The following is a 19111-nucleotide window of genomic DNA, read 5'->3' as shown; positions in this document are numbered from 1 at the left end:
CGAACCCGTAGGGAGGCGATGTCCGGATGTGGCTACAGATCACGATTGTCGCGTTGCTCGCGGCCGTGTTCGTGGTGCGTGCGACCCGTGAGGTGGCGAGGTCGCGGCGCTCGGCCCGCTGACTCTCACCTGCCGGGCTTGACCAGCCCTGATTCGTAGGCCAGGACGACGAGCTGTGCGCGGTCGCGCGCGGACAGTTTGGTCATGATGCGGCTGACGTGCGTGCGCGCGGTTGCCGTCGAGATCACGAGTTCGCCCGCGATCTCGTCGTTGGTGAGACCGCCCGCGACGAGCGCGAGTACTTCGCGCTCCCGTTCGGTGATGTCGCGAATCGCGGCCGGGTCGATCCGGCGGTTCTCCGGTCTGCCGACGAACTCGGCGATCAGTCGCCTCGTGACGGTCGGCGCGAGCAGCGCCTCGCCTTCGGCGACGACCCGCAGCGCTCTGAGCAGGTCGACCGGGTCGGTGTCCTTGAGCAGGAATCCGCTCGCGCCGCCACGAAGCGCCTCGTAGACGTAGGTGTCGACGTCGAACGTGGTCAGCACCAGCACCTTGACTCCTGCCAGTTCGGGGTCCTCCGCGATGAGTCTCGTCGCCTCCAGCCCGTTGACTCCTGGCATCCGTACGTCCATCACGACCACGTCGGGGCGGTGTTCGCGAGCGAGCGCGACCGCTTGCGCGCCGTCGGCGGCTTCACCGACGACGGTGAAGCCGTCCTCGGTGTCGAGCAGCACCCGGAAGCCGGCTCTGACGAGTGCCTGGTCGTCGGCCAGCACCACGCGAATCGTCATGTCTCATCCCTCGACCGGTAGGACAGCCGTGACCTGGAACCCGGTGCCCTCGGTGGAGGGGCCCGCTTCGACCTTCCCACCGAGTGCGTCCACGCGCTCGCGCATTCCCCGAAGACCGTTGCCCGGTTTCGGCGACCGTGGCGGTTCGCCGTCATCCCGGACGACGAGGGTCAGCTCGCCGTCGGCCCGCTCGAACCTGATCTCGACGGCACGGGCGTTGTCCGCGTGCCTGGCCACGTTGGTCAGCGACTCCTGGAGGATGCGGTAGGCCGCCGCGTCGACGGGAGCGGGCAGTTCTCCGCTTTCGCCGTGGACCGTTACCGCGAATCCGGCCGCTCGCGCGTGATCGAGCAACTCGTCGAGCATGCGCAGGCTGGGCGCGGGTGCCGTCGCATCGGCTGAGCGCAGGACGGCGAGCGTCGCCCTCAGGTCGGCGAGTGCTTCCGCGCTCGCCGACTTGATGTTGCGCAGTGCCTCTTTCGCCTGCTCCGGCCTCCGGTCTGCGACGTGTGCGGCGACCCCGGCCTGCACGTTGATCATCGCAAGGCTGTGGGCGACGACGTCGTGCACCTCGCGAGCGATCCGCAGGCGTTCCTGCTCGGCCAGTCGCCGTTCGTGCTCTTCACGCTGCTCGCGGTTCGCCTTGGTCGCGGCTTTCCTGCTCCGCACCGCCGCGCCGATACCGATGACGGCCGCGATACCGGCGACGAAGCCGGCCGAGGGAGCGCCGGGTAGCCAGCCCCTGCCGGAGGCTACGAAGGCGATGTAGCTCGCGACCAGTACCGTCGCTCCCGCGATACCGGCGACCAGCACCCCTCGCACCGTGGTGAGCGTGTAGAGCGCGAGCGCGGGAAGCAGAATCGCCGGGCCGCCGGGGTACCCGGTCCAGTAGTAGATCAACGTGCACACGATCGACACCGCGAAGACGATCAGTGGGTATTTCCCGCGCACGAGCAGCGGCAGTGCGGCACCGGCGAGCAACGCGTAGCCGCCGATCCACAGTGAGTTCGCTTCCGGCTGGTGTATCGCGGCGACCGTCGTGATACCGATGACGAAGACACTCAGCGCGAGCGCACCGAGTACGTCGGTCATCAGCCGTCTTTCCGCGAACACGCCTTGAAGCTACCCCGGGGCCACGGGGGTCCGCGTCGGCTGAGAAGCGCGTCCCCGCGCTACGTCACGTGCCTTATCCAGCAGCGCGAGCCCCAGCAGCACCCCGCCGATCCCCTTGCCGAGCTGAACGAGCGCCCCGAGATCACCGAGCTCGGTGACCGCCGTCCACATGCCCCACGAGAACATGCCGGCCGAGCCGATCCACACCGCGACCGTGGCACTTCCCCTGAACCGGCTGGAGAGCGCGAGAATGCCCACGGCGGCGGCGAGCGCGAGGGCTCCGTGAACGACGTTGACGACCCGCAGCGTCGGCGTGAGATCACCCGTGATCGCCCAGGTGACGTGAAAACCGCAGGCCACGACGGCGAGGACCGCACCGGCGAGGCCACGGGGACCGAGGTCGCCACTCGTCACCTCGCCGTGCCGGAAGACGTGCGGCCAGCGCGACCTCACGTAGAGGGTGAAGGCGGCGAGCAGCGTGACACCCTGCCAGGTGAAGCTGGCATAGACGACGGGCGTGACCCACGGTTCGAGCGCGGTACCACCGGTGCCGTTGGTGACGAAGTCCATGCCGATGGCCGGACTGGACAACACGATCGGCAGCAGGAAGCCGGTGCCGACCCACGCGGGAAAGAGCACGAGCCAGGCGGGCAATTTCTGCCCCCACCGGTGGGTCAGCGCCAGCGCGATCACGATGGCCACGAGATCCATGCCGCCGGTGACCAGGTTGGCCGTGAACAACGCGGGGGAATTCATGAGTTCCGGGTCCGCGATACCGAGTCTGCCGCCGGTCAGCCAGCTCACCTTGAGCGTCAGATACGGCAGGGTACCGAGGATGACCGCGTAGCTGACGGTGGCGCGTAGTGGTGTCATACGGCCAGCGTCGAGCAGGAGACGCACCGCCGGATCCCGCGTGGGAGCGGGTTCCCTCCCGCGCGAGAGGGATCAGTAGCTCGGGGCCGCGAGGCTCACCGGAATCCCCGACAGCACGGCCGCACCGGTCAGCTCGTCCACGAGCCGTTCGTCGGTCACGTCGTTGACGCTGACTCCCGGGTGCCGTTCCGCGACCCGCAACCGGGTTCCCTTCCTGTCGTGCCCCCAGCCGTGCGGGAGACTCACGACTCCCCTCATCACGGTGTCGGTGATCTCCACGGGAACCTCGATCGTGCCGACCGCCGAGGACAACACCGCGAGATCGCCATCGGCGAGGCCGCGCTCATCTGCGTCGTCGGGGTGCACGAGCAGTGTGCAGCGGTCCTTTCCTTTGACGAGGCGTTCGCTGTTATGCATCCAGGAGTTGTTGCTCCGCACCTGACGTCTTCCGATGAGGACGAGACCGTCGCGCACCGGCCGGTCGAGCAGCGCACGCAGCCTCGGCACGTCGTCGAGGTAGATCTTGGGAACCAGGTTGATCTTCTTGCCTCGGGTGGCGAGCCTTGCGGGCAGCCTGCGTTCGAGCGGGCCGAGGTCGACGCCGTGCGGCCGTCGTTTGAGCGACCCAAGCGAAAGTCCTTTGTGGAGCTTTCGAAGGCCGTGCGGCCCTGCGAGCAACCCAAGCGACAGCAATGGTTCGGGACCGAATCCGCCGAGCGTCCTCGCGAGCGCGCCACCGCCGAGCACCCTGCTGGCGAGCTGCAACACGATTTCCCAGTCGTGCCGCTGATCGGATGCCCGCTCGACGACCGGCGGCGAGTAGCGCGCCGTGTTGCGAACGGCATAGTTGGCCAGGCCGAGTTCGTAGTGCGACCGTTCCAAGTGGACGGTCGGAGGAAGAATGACGTCGGCGTGCCTTGTCGTCTCGTTGAGGTAAGGGTCGATGGACACCATGAAATCCAGCCCGGCCAACGCCGTGTCGAGCCTGCGTCCGTTCGGCGAGGAAAGCACCGGGTTGCCTGCCACGGTGATCAAGGCCCGCACCTGTCCCCTTCCCGGTGTCTCGATCTCGTCGGCAAGCGTCGAGACCGGCAGTTCTCCGTCGAATTCGGGAAGTCGGCGCACCCTGCTGTGGTACCTGCCGAAACCGCCTCGCTGTCCGGTCAGCGAGGACAGCGGCAGCACGTCGACGGCTGGCGTCGTGAACATGGCGCCGCCCGGCTCGTCGAGGTGCCCCGTCAACGCGTTGAGCACGACGACGAGCCAGGTCGCGAGCCCACCGAACTCCTGGGTACAGACCCCGACCCTGCCGTAGACGACGGCGCGTGGCGTGCCCGCGATTTCCCTTGCCAGCGCCCGAACCCGGCCCGGATCGACGCCGGTGACCGGTGCCGTCACCTCCGGCGCGAAGCCCGAGGCCACCTCGCGCATGATGTCGAAGCCGACGAGCCTGGACGTGAGCCGTCCCGTGCATTCCCTTCGCTCGGCGAACACCACGTTGATCAGCGACAACAGCAACAACGCGTCCGTTCCCGGCCTGATGAACAGGTGCTCGTCGGCAAGTCGCGCGGTCTCGGTGCGCCGTGGGTCGACCACGACGACCTTGCGCACGGCCCTGAGCCTGGCCCTGATGTCCGGTGCCGTCATGATGCTGCCAGCCGAAACGGCGGGGTTTCCTCCGAAGCAGACGAACAGATCCGTGCGGTCGACGTCCGGCACCGGCATGAGCAACTGGTTACCGAACATCTCCAGCGCGGCCAGCATGTGCGGCAACTGGTCCAGCGAGGTGGCCGAATACCGGTTCCTCGTGCCCAGCGAACGGAAGAACGGCTGCCCGAACAGCAACAACCCGAGGTTGTGGGCGGTGGGATTGCCCTGGTAGACGGCGAGCGCATCCTTGCCGTGCTCGCGGCGGGTCTCCGTGAGTCCCGCGGCGACCAACTCGAAGGCCGCGTCCCAGCTCGTCTCGAACCAGTCGTCACCGGACCTGACGATCGGGCGGCGTAACCGGTCCGGGTCGTGGTGCACGTCGGCCAGCGCGACCCCTTTCGGGCACAGAAAACCGCGCGAAAGCGGATCCAGCTCGTCTCCCCTGATCGCGGTCACCCTTCCGCCGTCGACGGAAACGGTAATTCCGCAGGTGGCCTCGCAGAGCGTGCACGTGTGGTGATGCGTCGTGGCCATGCCGACCAAGCTAGCCGGGCGAAAAGTCCACGAAAAGCGTGAAAAAACGCGGCAGGGGCGTCGGAGACCCTTTCCGCCGAACGACGATGGGGGTGTGACGGAACCACGGATGCGGCCGGATCCGGCATTCGCGCTGCTCAACCTCTACGAGCAGGCGTTGCCGGAGGTGTATGGCTACCTGCTGGCCCGTTGCGGAAACCGCTCACTGGCGGAGGAACTGACCTCGGAGACCTTTCTCGGAGCCGTGCAGACGTGCAGGAGGCGCGATCCCGGCGTGATCAGCACCGCCTGGCTCGTCGGCATCGCGCGAAACAAGCTCGTCGATCACTGGCGCAGACGAGAACGCGAGGAAAGGGGCCTGCGGCTCGTGCACAACACGGAGCAGGAGGAAACCGACCCGTGGCCTGGCGAGCTGGACACCCTGTTCGCCAGGCAGGTGCTGGCTGAGCTGGGGCCACAACACAGGGCCGCGCTGACCCTGCGCTACCTGGACGGGCTGGGGGTCGCCGAGGTGGCACGGCAGCTCGATCGCACCGTGCACGCGACCGAGGCGCTGCTGGTCAGGGCCCGCAACGCCTTCCGCCAGAACTACAAGAGACATCAGGGACACGAGGGAAGGGAGGGTGACCGTGACTGACTCGACTGACTCGTTCGGCGATCCATTCGATGCCCTCCGGCTGCCTGCCCAGCCTGTCGCTCCCGACCCGGTTTTCGCAGCGGAGCTGCGCGACGCGCTCAGGGCCGCGGTACTGAACGGAGGAGACATGACGACGACGGAGCCGACGACACAGGCACAGGTGCATTCACTGACGCCGTATCTCGCGGTGCCGGACGCACGAGAGGCGCTCGACTTCTATGTCGAGGTGTTCGGCGCGACCCGCAGGGCGGAGCCGATCGTGATGCCGGACGGCAGGATCGGGCACGCGGAGGTCGCGATCGGCGACTCCGTGCTGATGCTCGCGGAGGAGTTCCCCGAGATCGGGCACGTCGCAGGCGACGGAGGCGCCTCGCTTCGGGTCGAGGTGCCCGACGTGGAGGCAACCGTGCGCAGGGCGGTGGCGCGGGGCGCCGAGCAGATCGGTGAGGTCGCCGATACCGGGCACGGGCTTTCCGGTTCGATCCGCGATCCCTACGGTCAGCGCTGGCTGGTCAGCCTCGCCCCCCGCTCCTCGTCGGCAGGGGTCGCCAACCCACGGCACGGAGAAGCGGGCTACTTCACCCTCACGGTCGGCGACGACGAAGCCGCGAAGGCGTTCTACGGCGCGGTACTGGGCTGGCAGTTCGGTGAGGGCAGGGTGCCGAGGGCATCGCGCATCGAAGGCAGCGGACTTCCCGACTCCGGTCTGTGGGGCGGGCAGTCCTACGACGGTTGGAAGTTGATGTACGCGGTGGACGATCTGGACGCCGCGGTGACGCGAGTGAGGAACAGTGAGGGTCAGGTGAGGGAAGTCAAGCAGGAACCGTACGGGCGCACCGCCGACTGCGTCGACAACCAGGGAATCGAGTTTTGGTTGTGGCAGGCATGAGCGAGGCGAGCACGCTGTACCAACGCTGGCTCGGCGAACTGTGGAACGGCAACCTGTCCACTTTGGAAGGAATCGCGGCCGAGGTCGTCGCACCCGATTTCGTCGGAAGCTGGCCGGGAAGACCCGGCCTCGTCCACGGCCCCGACGAACTCGCGGCGGTCATCCGCGAGGGCAGGGAGATGTTCGACGAGCTGACCTTCGAGGCCGTTGTCGGGCCCATCGGCGATGGCGACCTCATCGCGGCCAGGTGGCGAGGAAAGGGCAGCTATCAGGGTTCGCCGGTCGAGTTCCACGGCCATGACCTGCTCCGGCACGAATCCGGCCGGTTCACCGAATACTGGGTGATCGCCGAAGACCCTTCGTGAGAGTTCAGCGCCCGACGGCGTAACCCTGCATACCTCTGGCGTTGGCCGCGGCACGCAGGATCCCGCTCGCGGGGTCGCGGGAAACGGCGGAAAGCCTTCCGAGTTCCCACGGCCCCGCGACGACGATGTCGTGACCACGGTCGGCTAGTTGGGCGAGCACCGGCTCGCCGACCCGCGACTCCACCACGAGCCCGCGTTCGGTCCACGGTCGCGGATAGAACGAACTGGGAAAAGCCGTGCTGTGCCACGCGGGAGCGTCGATCGCCTGCTGGAGATTCATCTCGGCGATTTTGTGAGCGAGCAGGAAGCAGAGTTGCCACTGGTCCTGCTGATCACCACCTGGCGTGCCGAAGGCGAGCGTCGGCTCCCCTCCCCGCAACGTCATCGAAGGCGACAGCGTGATGCGGGGCCGCTTGCCCGGCGCGAGCGAGTTGGGCAAGCCCTGTTCGAGCCAGAACATCTGCGCCCGCGAATCGAGACAGAAACCCAGTTCGGGAATGGTCGGCGAGGACTGCAACCAGCCGCCGGACGGCGTCGCCGACACCATGTTGCCATCGGCGTCGACCACGTCGATGTGGACGGTGTCTCCCCTCGTCGTTCCGGCACGGTTCACCACCGGTTCGCCGTGCGGGCCCATCGCGGGCTGGCCGCCGAGCGTTTCGGCGAGGATCTTCGGCAACACCGGGGCCGGCCCGCCAGGTCGCAATTCGGCGCACGCGGTGTCACCGACGAGTTTCCGCCGCTGCGCCGCGTAGTCCGCCGAAAGCAGGAGGTCGAGGTCGACCTCGCCGGTGTCGCCGTACCAGGCTTCCCTGTCGGCGAAGGCAAGTTTCGCGCACTCGGTCGCGAGGTGGATCGTCGCCGCCGTCGGCACTCCATCCACATAGGACAGCTCGTCGCGAAAGCCTTCCAGCAACCGGAGTTGCTGCGCCAGCACGGGCCCCTGCGTCCACGGCCCGCACTTCACGAGCGTGCAGTCGTCGAACTCGGTGATCACCGCGTCCTCGTAGGTCGCCTCCCACGAGGCGAGGTCGGCAGCCGTGAGCAGTCCGGCGTGCGCCGCCCCGGAATCGTCGCGGTAGGCCGTCTCGCAGAACGCACCGATGGTCTCGGCGACGAACCCGTGCGACCACGCCCTCCTCGCGGCGTCGATCTGCGCTTCCCTTCCCTGCGCCTGCTCGGCCTCGCCGAGCAGGCGCTGCCAGGTACGAGCGAGGGTCGGGTTGCGGTGCAAGGATCCTGGCGCCGGTGTCTCACCGGCAGGCAACCATAGCCGCGCCGAACTCGGCCAGTGGACGGCGAACAGTTCGGCGACCGAGTCGATCGTCTGGGTCATCGTGGGAACGACGGGAACACCGTTCCACGCATAGGAAATGGCGTAGGACAGCACATCCCGCAGTCGCTTGGTTCCGTGATCGCGCAAGAGCAGCAGCCAGGCGTCCCATGCTCCCGGCACGGTCGCGGAAAGCAGGCCGCTGCCGGGAATCAGGTCGAGACCGAGATCGGCGTAGTACTCGGGAGTCGCGGCGGCGGGAGCGACGCCCTGACCGCACAGCACCCTCGGCGTGCGGTTCGAGGCGGTCGCGAAGAGCGCGGGAACCTGACCGGCCGGCCCGTTGAGATGCGGTTCCGCGACCTGGAGCACGAACCCGGCCGCGACGGCGGCATCGAAGGCGTTGCCGCCGTCTTCGAGTACCGCCATCCCCGCGGAGGAGGCAAGCCAATGCGTCGAGGCCACCATGCCGCGCGTACCGACGAGCTCAGGTCTGGTTGTGAACACCCGCCGACCCTAAACGCGAAAGCTTTGTTTGCTCAACTAACGGTAACGGTTCGAAATCTACGTGTAATCGCGGATTTCCTGGGAGCAACGCCCTGAACAGGGACATTGTGCGTTATTCGCCCAGGTTGGCGGCAACTCTCCACCAAAGCGACGTCGGCTCACCACCCGGTGAGCCACCGTGAGCACGGCCACAGTGCGGGGCCGAATCTACGCGAACGAGCGTTAACCTAGTGGCGGGTTTTGCCACGTAGGAGAGGACAGCACATGCAGATCGCCGACACCGCAGCCATCGTCACGGGCGGCGCTTCCGGACTGGGCGGCGCGACCGCGAAGGCGCTCGCCGCGAAGGGCGCTCGCGTGTTCGCCCTCGACCTCGGTCCAGCCATCCAGAACGCGGAGCAGGTCGAGGGCATCAGCTACGTCGAAACCGACGTGACCGATCCCGACCAGGTGCGTTCCGGTGTCGAGACCGCGGCGAGTTCCGGCGTCCCGCTGCGCACCGTGGTCAACTGCGCTGGCATCGGGCCATCGGCCAGGATCCTCTCCAAGCGGGGAGCGCACGACCTCGACCTGTTCCGCAAGGTCGTCGAGATCAACCTGATCGGCACCTTCAACGTCGTCACCGTCGCGGCGGAGGCCATCGCCAAAACCGAACCGCTCGCCGACGACCAGCGCGGGGTCATGATCAACACAGCGTCGGTCGCGGCCTACGACGGCCAGATCGGGCAGGTCGCCTACTCGGCATCGAAAGGCGGCATCGTCGGCCTGACCCTCCCCGCTGCCCGCGACCTGGCCTCGCAGGGCATCCGCGTGATGACCATCGCGCCCGGAATCGTCGACACCCCGATGCTCGCCACCGTGAGCGACGAGTTCAGGGCGGGCCTCGCCGCAGGCGTGCCCTTCCCGAAACGCCTTGCCCGGCCGGATGAATACGCACAGCTCGCCATCGACATCGTCGAGCACGACTACCTCAACGGCGAGGTCATCCGTCTCGACGGTTCGCTGCGCATGGCACCCCGGTAAGCACGCCGGCCCGCCCGGCATCCATTGTGGACAATTCGCCGGGTGGGCCGCCCGTTCTCAGAGGTCGCCCATGAACGGGACGCTCTTCATCGCCGGACCACTCATCCACTCGCGCAACGCCTGCGTCGCCAGCACGTCGTCCTCGTTGTACCGCAACAATCTTTCGCGCTGACCAGGATCGGGGGCGGCCCCGTCCATGCCGACGGCGTCGCGATACCAGCGCATCGACGCCTCTCCGCCCGCTTCGGGATCGCGCCACCGGAAACCCGCGACCGGAGCGACGACCTTAAGCCCCTTGCCGTGCGAGCACAGGAACTGGTCGGAGACGCTGCGGAAGAGATCGACCCACTCCTCGGAGTCGACAAAGGACTTCAGCTCGACCCTGCCGGGAATACCTTCCATCCCGGCGAATCGCTCGATCGAACCGAAAAGCCAGCGGTTCTCCGCAAGCGCGTTGTAACAGTAGGCGCGGAAGGTGAGACCCGCGGCCGCCGTCCGCTGCCTGACATCGGAAAGCCACGCCCAGAACTCGGCGAACGAACGGGCCTCGTCCTGTGTCGGCAACGGCTCCCACGTCGCGAAAGCCCGGTAGCCACGGGGCAGCCCGATGTCGGCGCCGCCGAGCAGGCAACCCCACAGGTAGGCACCCGAGTCGCCGAAGCTCTCCATGTCGATGTCGACCTCGACGTCCGCTCTCGGCACGGTGACCTCGTCGACCCTGCGCACTACCGTCAGATCCGCGAGCCACGCCCTCGCGAGGGCGACGGCGTCGGAGAACGTCGTACCCGTCCACACGATCGGCGACTCGTCGGCCGCGTCGAGCGCGGCCAGCTTGTCCACCGTGGACACCCCGGCCTTGCGCAATTCCGAGGCGTCCTCACCGCGCACGACGAGGCTGACGTCCCTGACCCTGTTCAGGTCCGCCTCGCACACCGGCCACCACGGGCACCGCCTGCACTCAAGGATCCGCGAGGGTTCGGCAAGTGCCTCGCCGCGGGTGGCCGCGGCGGTGGCGACGGCGAGCCGGTCGGCGAACCGCTCCTCGTACTCGTCGATCGCGGTGCGGCCGCCGGGCCAGGTCGGCGCACTCAGGTCGTGCCATACGACGACATCGGCATCGAGGCCGATGGCACCACCGACCGTTCGCCGTCGCTCTGCGAATCCGGCCGCCGCGAGCAGCTTGCGGACGTGCACGAGTTTCAGCTGGTCACGGGGGTGGGATCGCACCTTGCGATCGGTGTCCGCACGCGCGTGTGCCGGGTCGAGATCGGTCAGCGCCGTCGTGGGCGCCCCCTCGCCGGGGTCGGTGATGCGGTGGCGCACCACGACGACGGGGACGTAGCCCTCGTCGGTTCTGACCAGCAGATCGACTCCGCCGCGACGGCCGCCCTCCTCGTCGGCGGGCAGCAGGCCGCCCGAGATGAACGGAATGCCCTCGGCGAGCGCGTTCACGGTGAGTTCGACTCGCTCGACGGCCGTCAGCCTCGGGATGACGGCCCACTCACCCTCCGTCCCCTGCCTCAACCGGCTGGCGATCGCCGCCCTGTGGTCCCTGGCGTCGGCGATCCGCTGCTCAGCGGCCGGATCGGGCGGCGAAAGCGGCACACCTCGCATGGTCGGATCGTGGTCGAGATGCACGCGCCTGCGGCAGCGTGTGACGACTCCCGCGTCCAGCAGCACCTCGTTACCCATGCGTTCACTTTATGAGAGACCACCGACACCGAGCCGACGTGCCCGCCCGGCGGGCGGCAAGTAAGTTCAACACAACCGACACGCGGAGGTGAGCAGGGCGATGGCGCGCAAAGCGGACAAGGCCGCAGAGGCAGAACACGAGGCTGGGCTGACGCCGAAGAAGGCACGCAACGCCATCCGTGTTGCCAAGGTGGTCGTCCCGGCCGCCGTACCGGTCCTCGCCCCGCTCGCGGTCAGAGCGGCGGGCGTCGCGCGGGAGGCATACGACCGGTACCAAGCCCGCAAACTCGGCGTCAACATCGAGCAGCTGAGCGAGTACACCGGCAAGGGAGGCACGCTGCTCGCTCGCATCGCGGGAGCCAGCAACGGGCTCGCCGAGCTACGCCGCTCGCCGAAGGTCACCGACGACGACCTTCGCTTCGTCGAGCGCGGCCAGGGCACCCTCGAACAGCTTTCCGCTTCGGTGAGGGCAGCCGAGCGCATGCCGGGTACTCGCCGCAAGGCGGCGCACAAGGCGGTGGCAGCCGAACTCGAACACATCGAAGGTCAGCTGCTGCACCGCCTCGGCATCTGACTACCTCGGCCGGTCGCCCGCGATGGCGACGCGCTCGGCGACGCGCACGTGTGGCGCGTAGTCGTTCACCGCGTAGTGCTGGGTCGCCCTGTTGTCCCAGAACGCCACCGCGTTCCGCGTCCACCTGAACCGAACCTGGTACTCGGGGACGTGCGCCTGCGTGAACAGCAGGTGCAGCAACTCGTCGCTTTCGGCCCGGTCCATGCCGACGATGTGCGTCGTGAACGCCTGGTTGACGAAGAGGGTCCGCCTTCCGGTCTCCGGATGCCTCCGCACGACGGGGTGCTCGACGGGTGGGAACCGGTCCTGCCACGAAGCAAGCAGCGCACGATCGGCGAACCTGTCGAACCCGGGGATGTAGTCGTGTACCGCGAGGCGCCCCTCGATGCGGGACTTCACGTCGTCGCTCAGGTTGTCGTAAGCGGCGGCCATGTCCGCCCACATCGTGTCCCCGCCGACCGGCGGAACCGTGACCAGCCGCAACACCGAACCGAGAGCAGGATTCGGCCGGAAGGTCACATCGGTGTGCCAGATGTTCTCGAAGGCGGGCATCCCCGAATCCCTCGTGAACCTGGTGACCTCGGCGGTGTCGCCGGTGGGGATGAACGGGTTGGTTTCCAGCTCGCCCCACTCCGAGGCGAAGGCTCGTTGCTGTTCGGGGGTGATGTCCTGGTCGCGGAAGAACAGCACCTTCCATTCGAGCAGTGCCCTGTCGAGTTCGGCACGCAGCGCTGGAGTCAGCGGGTCACCGAGGTGAACGCCGCCGATCTCCGCGCCGATGATCCTGCCGAGCGGCCGGAGTTCGAACAACTCGTAAGGCGCGGATTCGACCCCCTCCGGCAGGCGGTCGAGCACACGGGGGCCTTCGAGGATCCCGCCGGACGGCACCCTGGATTCGCGCAGGGTGCGGTCAGCGGACAGGTCGAGAGTCATGCGGGTATGTCCTCACTGTCGCGGGGTACGGGGAGTCAGCAACACCCCGTCCTCGGCGGAGAGCCGAGGCGACCACGTCGCAGCAGCAGGGCAACGACACCACGGCGGTCCCACACAGCAGACATACCCGCATGATCTCAGGCCGACGACGACTCTGGCTAGGAGATGAATCCCTTCTCGACCATCCAGTCCCTCGCCACGTGCGCAGGGTCGCGCCCGTCGACGTCGACCTCCTTGTTCATCTCGATGATCTCGTCGTTGTCGAGTGCCTCGGTGATCGGAGCCATCACCTCGGCGAGTTGCGGATGCTGTTCGAGGAAGTCCGCCCGCATGGTCACCGATGCGTTGTACTGCGGGAAGAACTTCTTGTCGTCCTCAAGCACCCGCAGGTTGAGCCCGGCGATCCTGCCGTCGGTCGTGAAGACCTCACCGAAGTTGCAGGTACCGCTGGCGGTCGCGGCGTAGATGGCGCCAGTGCCGAACGTCTTCGTCGTCGTCACAGGGAATCCGTAGGTCTTCTGCACGCCAGGCATGCCGTCCGGCCTGCTCGCGAACTCGGTCTCCACACAGAAAACCGCCTCGTTGGGGTTCTGCTTCAGGAACTCCGTCATGTCCGAGGTCGTCTTCAGGTCGTGCTTCTGCGCGAACGCCTCCGTTGTCGCGAACGCGTAGGTGTTGTTGACCTCCGAGTACGGCAACCACGCGACACCGTTGAGTTCGAGATCCTCCTTGCGAACAGCCTCGTACTGGGCCATCTCCTCCGGAATCGGCTTGTCGTGTCCCAGATAGGACAGCCAGCCCGTTCCCGTGTACTCCCATTGCAGATCGATCTGACCGTCGATCAACGCGTACCGCGCGCTGTTGGAACCGTTGATGTTCGTCAGGTCGATGGCGTTCGCGCCTGCCGCCTCGATGGCGAGTTCCGCGATGTAGCCGAGAACGATCTGCTCGGTGAAGTCCTTGGAACCGACCGTCACGTCGACTCCCTCCAGCTCCGGAATCGGCTGAATGGAGCCGGGCTCGACGTCGAAAGGCACCGCGGCGTTGACGTCGAGTCCACAGGCCGACACCGAAGCCATGAGCGCCGCACCGACGATCGCCCCTATCTTTCTGCGCCTCATGACAGTCCCTTCGGTCCCAGGTACTCCTCAAGCAGCGCACCGAGCCAGTCGATCAGCAGGGCAAGGCCCACAGCCAGCACGGCACCGACAACGAGGACAGGAACACGGTTGAGCTTGTAACCCGTGTCGACCAGCTCACCGAGCCCACCACCGTTGACGAAGAACGCCAGGGTGGCGGTACCGACGGCGAGCACGAGGGACGTGCGAAGACCGGCCAGGATCAACGGGATGGCGAGCGGCACCTCGATGCGGAGCAGCACGGCTGATCCGGACATGCCGATTCCCCTCCCCGCGTCGACGAGCGCGGGATCGACCTGCTGGATACCGGTGATGGTGTTGCGCAGCACCGGAAGCAGCGAGTAGAAGGCGATCGGCAGCGCGGCGCACCACAGGCCCTCCCACTCCGTCCACAGGAAGAACAACACGATCACACCGAGCGCGGGTGCGGCCTGGCCGATGTTGGCGATCGCGATGAACACCGGCGCCACCGGCTTCGCCCACGACCGCGTCAGCATCATGCCGAGCGGAACTGCCACCAGCATCACGATGGCCGCGACGACCAGCGTGATCAGCACGTGCTCCCACGTCTTCTGTAACAGCACGCTCGCCTGGATGGACTGGGCCTCGATCTCGTCGTTGTCGCGGGTGAAGGCCCACACCAGCACCGCGCCGACGATGACGACCACAGCGATCGGCTGCGCGAGCAACCTGACCCTGTCGGCGCGGCGGGAGCCCGACTCCGTTGAGAAGCCCTTGATCGCCGTCGTACTGCTCACGAGACCGCGCTCCCCGGTTCGCGCTCCGAACCGTTGCCGGATTCGTGCCCTTCGCGCAGCTGCTGGATGACGTCGGTGACCGTCTTGATGTCGATCGTGCCGACGTATTCGCCACGCGACCCCGTCACGACGGCGTTGCCGCCTTCGGCGAGGATCGCCTCAAGCGCGTCCTGCAACGTCGACTGGGTGCTGACCGAGTCGCCGACCGGCCTTCCAGCCGTGCTCAAGGAACTCGCGGTCGACAGGTCCCGCACGTGTACCCAGCGCAGCGGCCGGTTGCGGCTGTCGAGTACCAGCGCGTAGGTCTTGCCCTCGTCCGACATCCGCTTGCGCAGAGTGGATGGCGATTCGCTCGAACTGACGGCGGTGAGCGCGGTGTCGTTGTAGGCGACGTCGCGAACCCTCAGCAGCGTGAGCTGCTTGAGCGAGGCGCCCGCACCGACGAATCCGGCGACCGTGTCGTTGGCGGGGTTGGCGAGGATCGCCTCCGGCGTGTCGTACTGGAGGATGGTCGACTGGTCGCCGAGAACGGCGATCAGGTCACCGAGCTTCACCGCCTCGTCGAAGTCGTGCGTGACGAAGACGATCGTCTTGCGCAACTCCGTTTGCAGCCGCAGCAGCTCGTCTTGCAGATTGCCCCTTGTGATCGGGTCGACGGCGCCGAACGGTTCGTCCATCAACAGCACGGGCGGGTCGGCCGCCAGTGCCCTCGCGACGCCGACACGCTGCTGTTGCCCGCCGGAAAGCTGGCGGGGATAGCGGCTGCTGTACTCGTCGGGATCGAGTCCGACGAGCTCCATCATCTCGTGAACCCGGTCGTTGATCTTCTTCTTGTCCCAGCCGAGCAGGCCGGGTACGACCGCGATGTTCTGCGCGACCGTGAAGTGCGGGAACAGCCCGGCCTGCTGGATGGCGTAACCGACCTTGCGGCGCAGCGTGTCCGGGTTGAGGCTGAGCGCGTCCTCACCGCCGATGGTGATCGTGCCCGACGTCGGCTCGATCAACCGGTTGATCATCCGCATGGTCGTGGTCTTCCCGCTGCCGGATGGCCCGACGAGGATCACGATCTTGCCGGCGGGGATCGTCATGGTGACGTCCCTGACGGCGGGCTCCTTCGTGCCCGGATAGCGCTTGCTGACGTGGTCCAACTGGATCTCGACGCCACTGACGTTTTCAGGCACGGATACCCCTTGAGACTGTGAAACGAGCGATGAGGAAGTAGATGCCCTCCAAGATCAGGGCGAGGATCACGACACCGAGTGTTCCGGTGAGAGCCTGGTTGGTCGCGTTCGCGCTACCGGCTCTCGTCAGTCCCGAGAACACCTCGCTGCCGAGCCCTGGGCCCTTCGCGTAGGCGGCGATGACCGCGATGCCCATGAGCATCTGGGTCGCGACCCGCATCCCCGCGAGGATCGCAGGCCACGCCAGCCTGAGTTCGACCCTGGTGAGCACACCGACGCGACCCATGCCGATGCCCTTGGCGGCGTCGGTGATCGCCGGATCGACTCCGGCGAGCCCGACGATCGTGTTGCGTGTGATCGGCAACAACGCGTACAGCACAAGTGCGATCACCGTAGGTGTCGGTCCGAGGCCGAAAACGGGGATGAGCAGGCCGAGCAGTGCGAACGAGGGGATCGTCAGAATTGAACTGGCGAGTGCGGTGGCCACCGCCGAGCCGACGGGGCTGCGGTACACCGCGATCCCGATCAGCACGCCGATGATCGCCGCGATGATCGTCGACTGCACGACCTCACTGACGTGAAGCCATGACTGGAGAGCGAGCCGATCCCAGCGATCGGCTATGTAGTCGAACAGATTCACGGCCGACGGCCCCGGAACGGACGCCGACGGGTCTTCTGTTTGTCACTTCGCTCAGCATGGATCTCCTGTAGCGATCGCATCATTTCGTCCTCTCTGATGACGAGCGGGTCGCGGCGCAGATCACGCCACACTGAAATACACAGCGCGATCATCACAATCACGAATGGCACCGCGACAAGGATCGTCAGATTCTGCAACCCAGCCAGCGCATTGTCTCCCCCTACGAGCAACATCACGGCCGCAATGGCACCCATCACAACGCCCCAGAAGATCACGACGTTGCGTTTCGGCTCCACGGATCCGCGCTGCGAAAGCGTTCCCATCACCACTGATGCCGCATCCGCTCCCGATACGAAGAAGATCGATACCAGAATCATCACGATTACGGCGATGGGTACAAACCAGGGCAAAGTCTCCAGCAGCCGGAAGGTCGCTTCTTCTTCACTTCCGGACCCCGCGATGTCGACGCCCGCCCGCTGCCGGTCGATCGCGGCACCGCCGAAGATGGCGAACCAGACGAGGCTGACCACGCTGGGTACCGCGATGACGCCGCCGATGAATTCCCGGATCGAGCGGCCACGCGAGATCCGCGCGACGAACATGCCGACGAAGGGGGTCCACGAGATCCACCACGCCCAGTAGAAGACCGTCCACTTGCCGAGCCAGGTCTGCATCTCGTCGCCACCCGTGACGCCGGAGCGGCCTGACATCTGGGCGAACTCGCGGAAGTAGTCGCCGATCGCGTTGGGAACAAGGTTCAGAATCAGCACGGTGGGGCCGACCACCAGCACGAACACCGCGAGCACCGCGGCGAGCACCATGTTGATGTTCGAAAGCCACTGGATGCCCTTCGCGACACCGGACACGGCCGAGGCGATGAAGGCCACGGTCAGTACGGCGATGATCGCGACGAGTAACCCGGTACCGAGATTCTCGATCCAGCCGACCGATGCCAGCCCACCGCCGACCTGCAACGCACCGAGGCCGAGCGAGGCAGCGGAGCCGAACAGCGTCGCGAAGATGGCCATGACGTCGATGGCCTTGCCGAGCGGCCCCTCACTGCGCCGCTTGCCGATCAGGGGCGCGCACACGGCACTGATGAGCTGCCTTCGCCCCTTGCGGAAGGTGCTGTACGCGATGGCGAGCCCGACCACCGCGTAGATCGCCCACGGGTGAACGGTCCAGTGGAACAGGGTGGTCGCCATCGCCGTGTGCACGGCCTCGTCCGAGTAGGGCTGTGGCCCGCCTGGCGGCGGCTCGGCGAGGTGGGCGACCGGTTCGTAAACGCCGAAGAACATGAGTCCGATACCCATACCGGCGCTGAACATCATGGCAATCCATGACACGGTTCGGAATTCGGGCTTTTCCTCGTCGTGCCCGAGTCGAATTCGCCCGTAACGACTGATCGCGACACAAATGGCGAAAACGACAAAAGCACTGGCGGTGAGAACGAATGCCCAACCGCCGTACGGGATGACCGCCTTGTTCAGCAACGTGTCGGCGATATTGGCGAGGCTGCTCGGGGAGATCACGCCCCAGGCGACGATGCCGAGCGCGATCGCCGCCGCGATGCCGAAGACCGTGCGATCGGTCTCCGCTGGCTGGTCAGCGGCGGTGGCGAGGGGTACGTGCTCCTCAGGTGCGCTGACGGCGTCGGAGTCGGCCTCGCCCCTCGTGGCACCGGAACCCTCGACCTGCGCATCGTGCGACGTCGGATCCTCAGATTCAGCCATACCTTCGCGCCCTGGTGGACGCGACCTCCCTTCCAGAGCGTTTTAATCCGTTCGGGCTAGCACCATAGGCCCTTGGCTTCGCGCCACCCAGAGATATGGCGCGGACTCGGACCCCGATGACGTGAAACCACCGTTGCGCATCCCCAGGAAATGAGCAACCAACAACCCCCGGAATGTTGCGATCTTTCGACAACGAAAATGTGACGGCCGACCAGGTCTCGAACTCCGCTCCGTCGTCGCCGCATACCCTGAGCGGGTGAGCGGAAGGGCTGGCCGAACACGGAGCGCGCGGAGCGGCATCGGCTTCGCTCGTGGCTGCCTGCTCGCCGGTAGTTCCGCGGGGCTCGCCATCACGGCGCACTCCGTAGCCGACGGCATGGTGCCGCACCTTCCAACGGCCGTCCTGCTCACGGCTCTGATCGGCTGGGTCTCCACCGCGACGGCCGATCGCACGAGGGGCCTTCCCGGCATCCTGCTCGTGCTCGGCGCGGGCCAGTTGCTGATGCACGTCTCGCTGGGCGGAGCTTCCGGCCACTTCGCCGGTGGCTTCGGCATGACAACGAGCCACGCGCTGGCGACCGTCGCCACCGCACTCCTGCTGTCCCACGCCGAGTCACTGCTGCTCATCGCCGTCGCCGCACTGCGGACGCTGTCGCCGGTCGTCTGGCTGCCCGCGCCCGTCGGTACACCGGTGGCGTTGCCTGGGCTCGGGCGGACCGACGTCAGGGGACAGTTCATAGCGGTGATGCTCCGCCGGGTTTGCGGTCGGCGCGGCCCGCCATTGCTCTCCTGATCCGCATTTCACC

At 66.9% G+C, this 19111-nt stretch carries 18 protein-coding genes; 6 read left to right on the top strand and 12 right to left on the bottom strand.

Annotation, left to right across the window (positions count from 1 at the left end; genetic code table 11):
* Positions 1-125 precede the first annotated feature (125 nt).
* The 4 genes from BAY61_RS00480 to BAY61_RS00465 all read right to left on the bottom strand — a co-directional run bounded on the left by BAY61_RS00480 (position 126) and on the right by BAY61_RS00465 (position 4961).
* Complete coding sequence (locus BAY61_RS00480; RefSeq protein WP_091801067.1) at positions 126-791, bottom strand: response regulator; 666 nt, start codon at positions 789-791, stop codon at positions 126-128.
* A 3-nt stretch (positions 792-794) separates the two neighbouring features.
* Positions 795-1883 carry a sensor histidine kinase gene (locus BAY61_RS00475; RefSeq protein ID WP_091802396.1) on the bottom strand — a complete coding sequence of 363 codons (1089 nt, stop codon included), beginning with the start codon at positions 1881-1883 and terminating at the stop codon, positions 795-797.
* Between the two features lie 30 nt (positions 1884-1913).
* On the bottom strand, positions 1914-2777 hold the full coding sequence (locus tag BAY61_RS00470) for a hypothetical protein (protein WP_091801064.1): 864 nt from the start codon (positions 2775-2777) through the stop codon (positions 1914-1916).
* 72 nt (positions 2778-2849) lie between these two features.
* The gene (locus tag BAY61_RS00465; protein WP_091801061.1) at positions 2850-4961 is read right to left on the bottom strand and encodes a molybdopterin oxidoreductase family protein; all 2112 of its coding nucleotides are present in this window, start codon (positions 4959-4961) and stop codon (positions 2850-2852) included.
* Between the two features lie 94 nt (positions 4962-5055).
* On the opposite strand from BAY61_RS00465, the gene BAY61_RS00460 reads away from it, so the two are divergent.
* The 3 genes from BAY61_RS00460 to BAY61_RS00450 are packed head-to-tail and all read left to right on the top strand — an operon-like array spanning position 5056 to position 6852.
* Positions 5056-5598, top strand: coding sequence for an RNA polymerase sigma factor (locus tag BAY61_RS00460; protein ID WP_091801058.1), 543 nt, complete (start codon positions 5056-5058; stop codon positions 5596-5598).
* A complete protein-coding gene (locus tag BAY61_RS00455) occupies positions 5591-6487 on the top strand; it encodes a VOC family protein (protein WP_091802392.1) in 897 nt (298 codons plus the stop codon). Before BAY61_RS00460 ends, BAY61_RS00455 begins: the two co-directional genes overlap by 8 nt.
* Positions 6484-6852, top strand: a complete 369-nt coding sequence (locus BAY61_RS00450) for an ester cyclase (RefSeq protein ID WP_091801056.1) — start codon at positions 6484-6486, stop codon at positions 6850-6852. Before BAY61_RS00455 ends, BAY61_RS00450 begins: the two co-directional genes overlap by 4 nt.
* Positions 6853-6856: 4 nt before the next feature.
* On the opposite strand, the gene BAY61_RS00445 is transcribed toward BAY61_RS00450, so the two are convergent.
* Entirely contained in the window at positions 6857-8632 is a 1776-nt protein-coding gene (locus BAY61_RS00445; RefSeq protein WP_091801053.1) for a gamma-glutamyltransferase family protein, read from the bottom strand.
* Positions 8633-8896: 264 nt separating this feature from the next.
* Here BAY61_RS00445 and BAY61_RS00440 point away from each other — a divergent pair, with 264 nt between their 5' ends.
* Entirely contained in the window at positions 8897-9655 is a 759-nt protein-coding gene (locus tag BAY61_RS00440; protein ID WP_091801051.1) for an SDR family NAD(P)-dependent oxidoreductase, read from the top strand.
* 57 nt (positions 9656-9712) lie between these two features.
* On the opposite strand, the gene BAY61_RS00435 is transcribed toward BAY61_RS00440, so the two are convergent.
* A complete protein-coding gene (locus tag BAY61_RS00435) occupies positions 9713-11347 on the bottom strand; it encodes a TM0106 family RecB-like putative nuclease (protein ID WP_091801048.1) in 1635 nt (544 codons plus the stop codon).
* Between the two features lie 100 nt (positions 11348-11447).
* Between BAY61_RS00435 and BAY61_RS00430 the strand changes: the two genes are divergently transcribed.
* Positions 11448-11921, top strand: a complete 474-nt coding sequence (locus BAY61_RS00430) for a DUF6474 family protein (protein WP_091801046.1) — start codon at positions 11448-11450, stop codon at positions 11919-11921.
* On the opposite strand, the gene BAY61_RS00425 is transcribed toward BAY61_RS00430, so the two are convergent.
* The 6 genes from BAY61_RS00425 to BAY61_RS00400 all read right to left on the bottom strand — a co-directional run bounded on the left by BAY61_RS00425 (position 11922) and on the right by BAY61_RS00400 (position 18305).
* Entirely contained in the window at positions 11922-12854 is a 933-nt protein-coding gene (locus tag BAY61_RS00425) for a TauD/TfdA dioxygenase family protein (RefSeq protein ID WP_091801043.1), read from the bottom strand.
* A gap of 158 nt (positions 12855-13012) precedes the next feature.
* A complete protein-coding gene (locus BAY61_RS00420; protein WP_091801039.1) occupies positions 13013-13975 on the bottom strand; it encodes a glycine betaine ABC transporter substrate-binding protein in 963 nt (320 codons plus the stop codon).
* Entirely contained in the window at positions 13972-14751 is a 780-nt protein-coding gene (locus BAY61_RS00415) for an ABC transporter permease (RefSeq protein WP_091801036.1), read from the bottom strand. The genes BAY61_RS00420 and BAY61_RS00415 overlap by 4 nt, the downstream gene beginning before the upstream one ends.
* Positions 14748-15932 carry an ABC transporter ATP-binding protein gene (locus BAY61_RS00410; RefSeq protein ID WP_091801033.1) on the bottom strand — a complete coding sequence of 395 codons (1185 nt, stop codon included), beginning with the start codon at positions 15930-15932 and terminating at the stop codon, positions 14748-14750. The genes BAY61_RS00415 and BAY61_RS00410 overlap by 4 nt, the downstream gene beginning before the upstream one ends.
* Positions 15925-16572 carry an ABC transporter permease gene (locus tag BAY61_RS00405; protein ID WP_091801031.1) on the bottom strand — a complete coding sequence of 216 codons (648 nt, stop codon included), beginning with the start codon at positions 16570-16572 and terminating at the stop codon, positions 15925-15927. The genes BAY61_RS00410 and BAY61_RS00405 overlap by 8 nt, the downstream gene beginning before the upstream one ends.
* On the bottom strand, positions 16569-18305 hold the full coding sequence (locus BAY61_RS00400; protein WP_091801028.1) for a BCCT family transporter: 1737 nt from the start codon (positions 18303-18305) through the stop codon (positions 16569-16571). The genes BAY61_RS00405 and BAY61_RS00400 overlap by 4 nt, the downstream gene beginning before the upstream one ends.
* A gap of 256 nt (positions 18306-18561) precedes the next feature.
* On the opposite strand from BAY61_RS00400, the gene BAY61_RS00395 reads away from it, so the two are divergent.
* On the top strand, positions 18562-19098 hold the full coding sequence (locus tag BAY61_RS00395) for a hypothetical protein (protein WP_245865627.1): 537 nt from the start codon (positions 18562-18564) through the stop codon (positions 19096-19098).
* Positions 19099-19111: the final 13 nt, after the last annotated feature.

Source organism: Prauserella marina (assembly GCF_002240355.1).
Taxonomy (GTDB): Bacteria; Actinomycetota; Actinomycetes; order Mycobacteriales; family Pseudonocardiaceae; genus Prauserella_A; species Prauserella_A marina.
This window is presented reverse-complemented; position numbering and strand designations above follow the sequence as displayed.

Coding starts and splice junctions, on each gene's coding strand:
- BAY61_RS00480 (WP_091801067.1), bottom strand. CDS start 791: ATGACGATTCGCGTGGTGCTGGCCGACGACCAGGCACTCGTCAGAGCC.
- BAY61_RS00475 (WP_091802396.1), bottom strand. CDS start 1,883: ATGACCGACGTACTCGGTGCGCTCGCGCTGAGTGTCTTCGTCATCGGT.
- BAY61_RS00470 (WP_091801064.1), bottom strand. CDS start 2,777: ATGACACCACTACGCGCCACCGTCAGCTACGCGGTCATCCTCGGTACC.
- BAY61_RS00465 (WP_091801061.1), bottom strand. CDS start 4,961: ATGGCCACGACGCATCACCACACGTGCACGCTCTGCGAGGCCACCTGC.
- BAY61_RS00450 (WP_091801056.1), top strand. CDS start 6,484: ATGAGCGAGGCGAGCACGCTGTACCAACGCTGGCTCGGCGAACTGTGG.
- BAY61_RS00440 (WP_091801051.1), top strand. CDS start 8,897: ATGCAGATCGCCGACACCGCAGCCATCGTCACGGGCGGCGCTTCCGGA.
- BAY61_RS00435 (WP_091801048.1), bottom strand. CDS start 11,347: ATGGGTAACGAGGTGCTGCTGGACGCGGGAGTCGTCACACGCTGCCGC.
- BAY61_RS00430 (WP_091801046.1), top strand. CDS start 11,448: ATGGCGCGCAAAGCGGACAAGGCCGCAGAGGCAGAACACGAGGCTGGG.
- BAY61_RS00425 (WP_091801043.1), bottom strand. CDS start 12,854: ATGACTCTCGACCTGTCCGCTGACCGCACCCTGCGCGAATCCAGGGTG.
- BAY61_RS00420 (WP_091801039.1), bottom strand. CDS start 13,975: ATGAGGCGCAGAAAGATAGGGGCGATCGTCGGTGCGGCGCTCATGGCT.
- BAY61_RS00400 (WP_091801028.1), bottom strand. CDS start 18,305: ATGGCTGAATCTGAGGATCCGACGTCGCACGATGCGCAGGTCGAGGGT.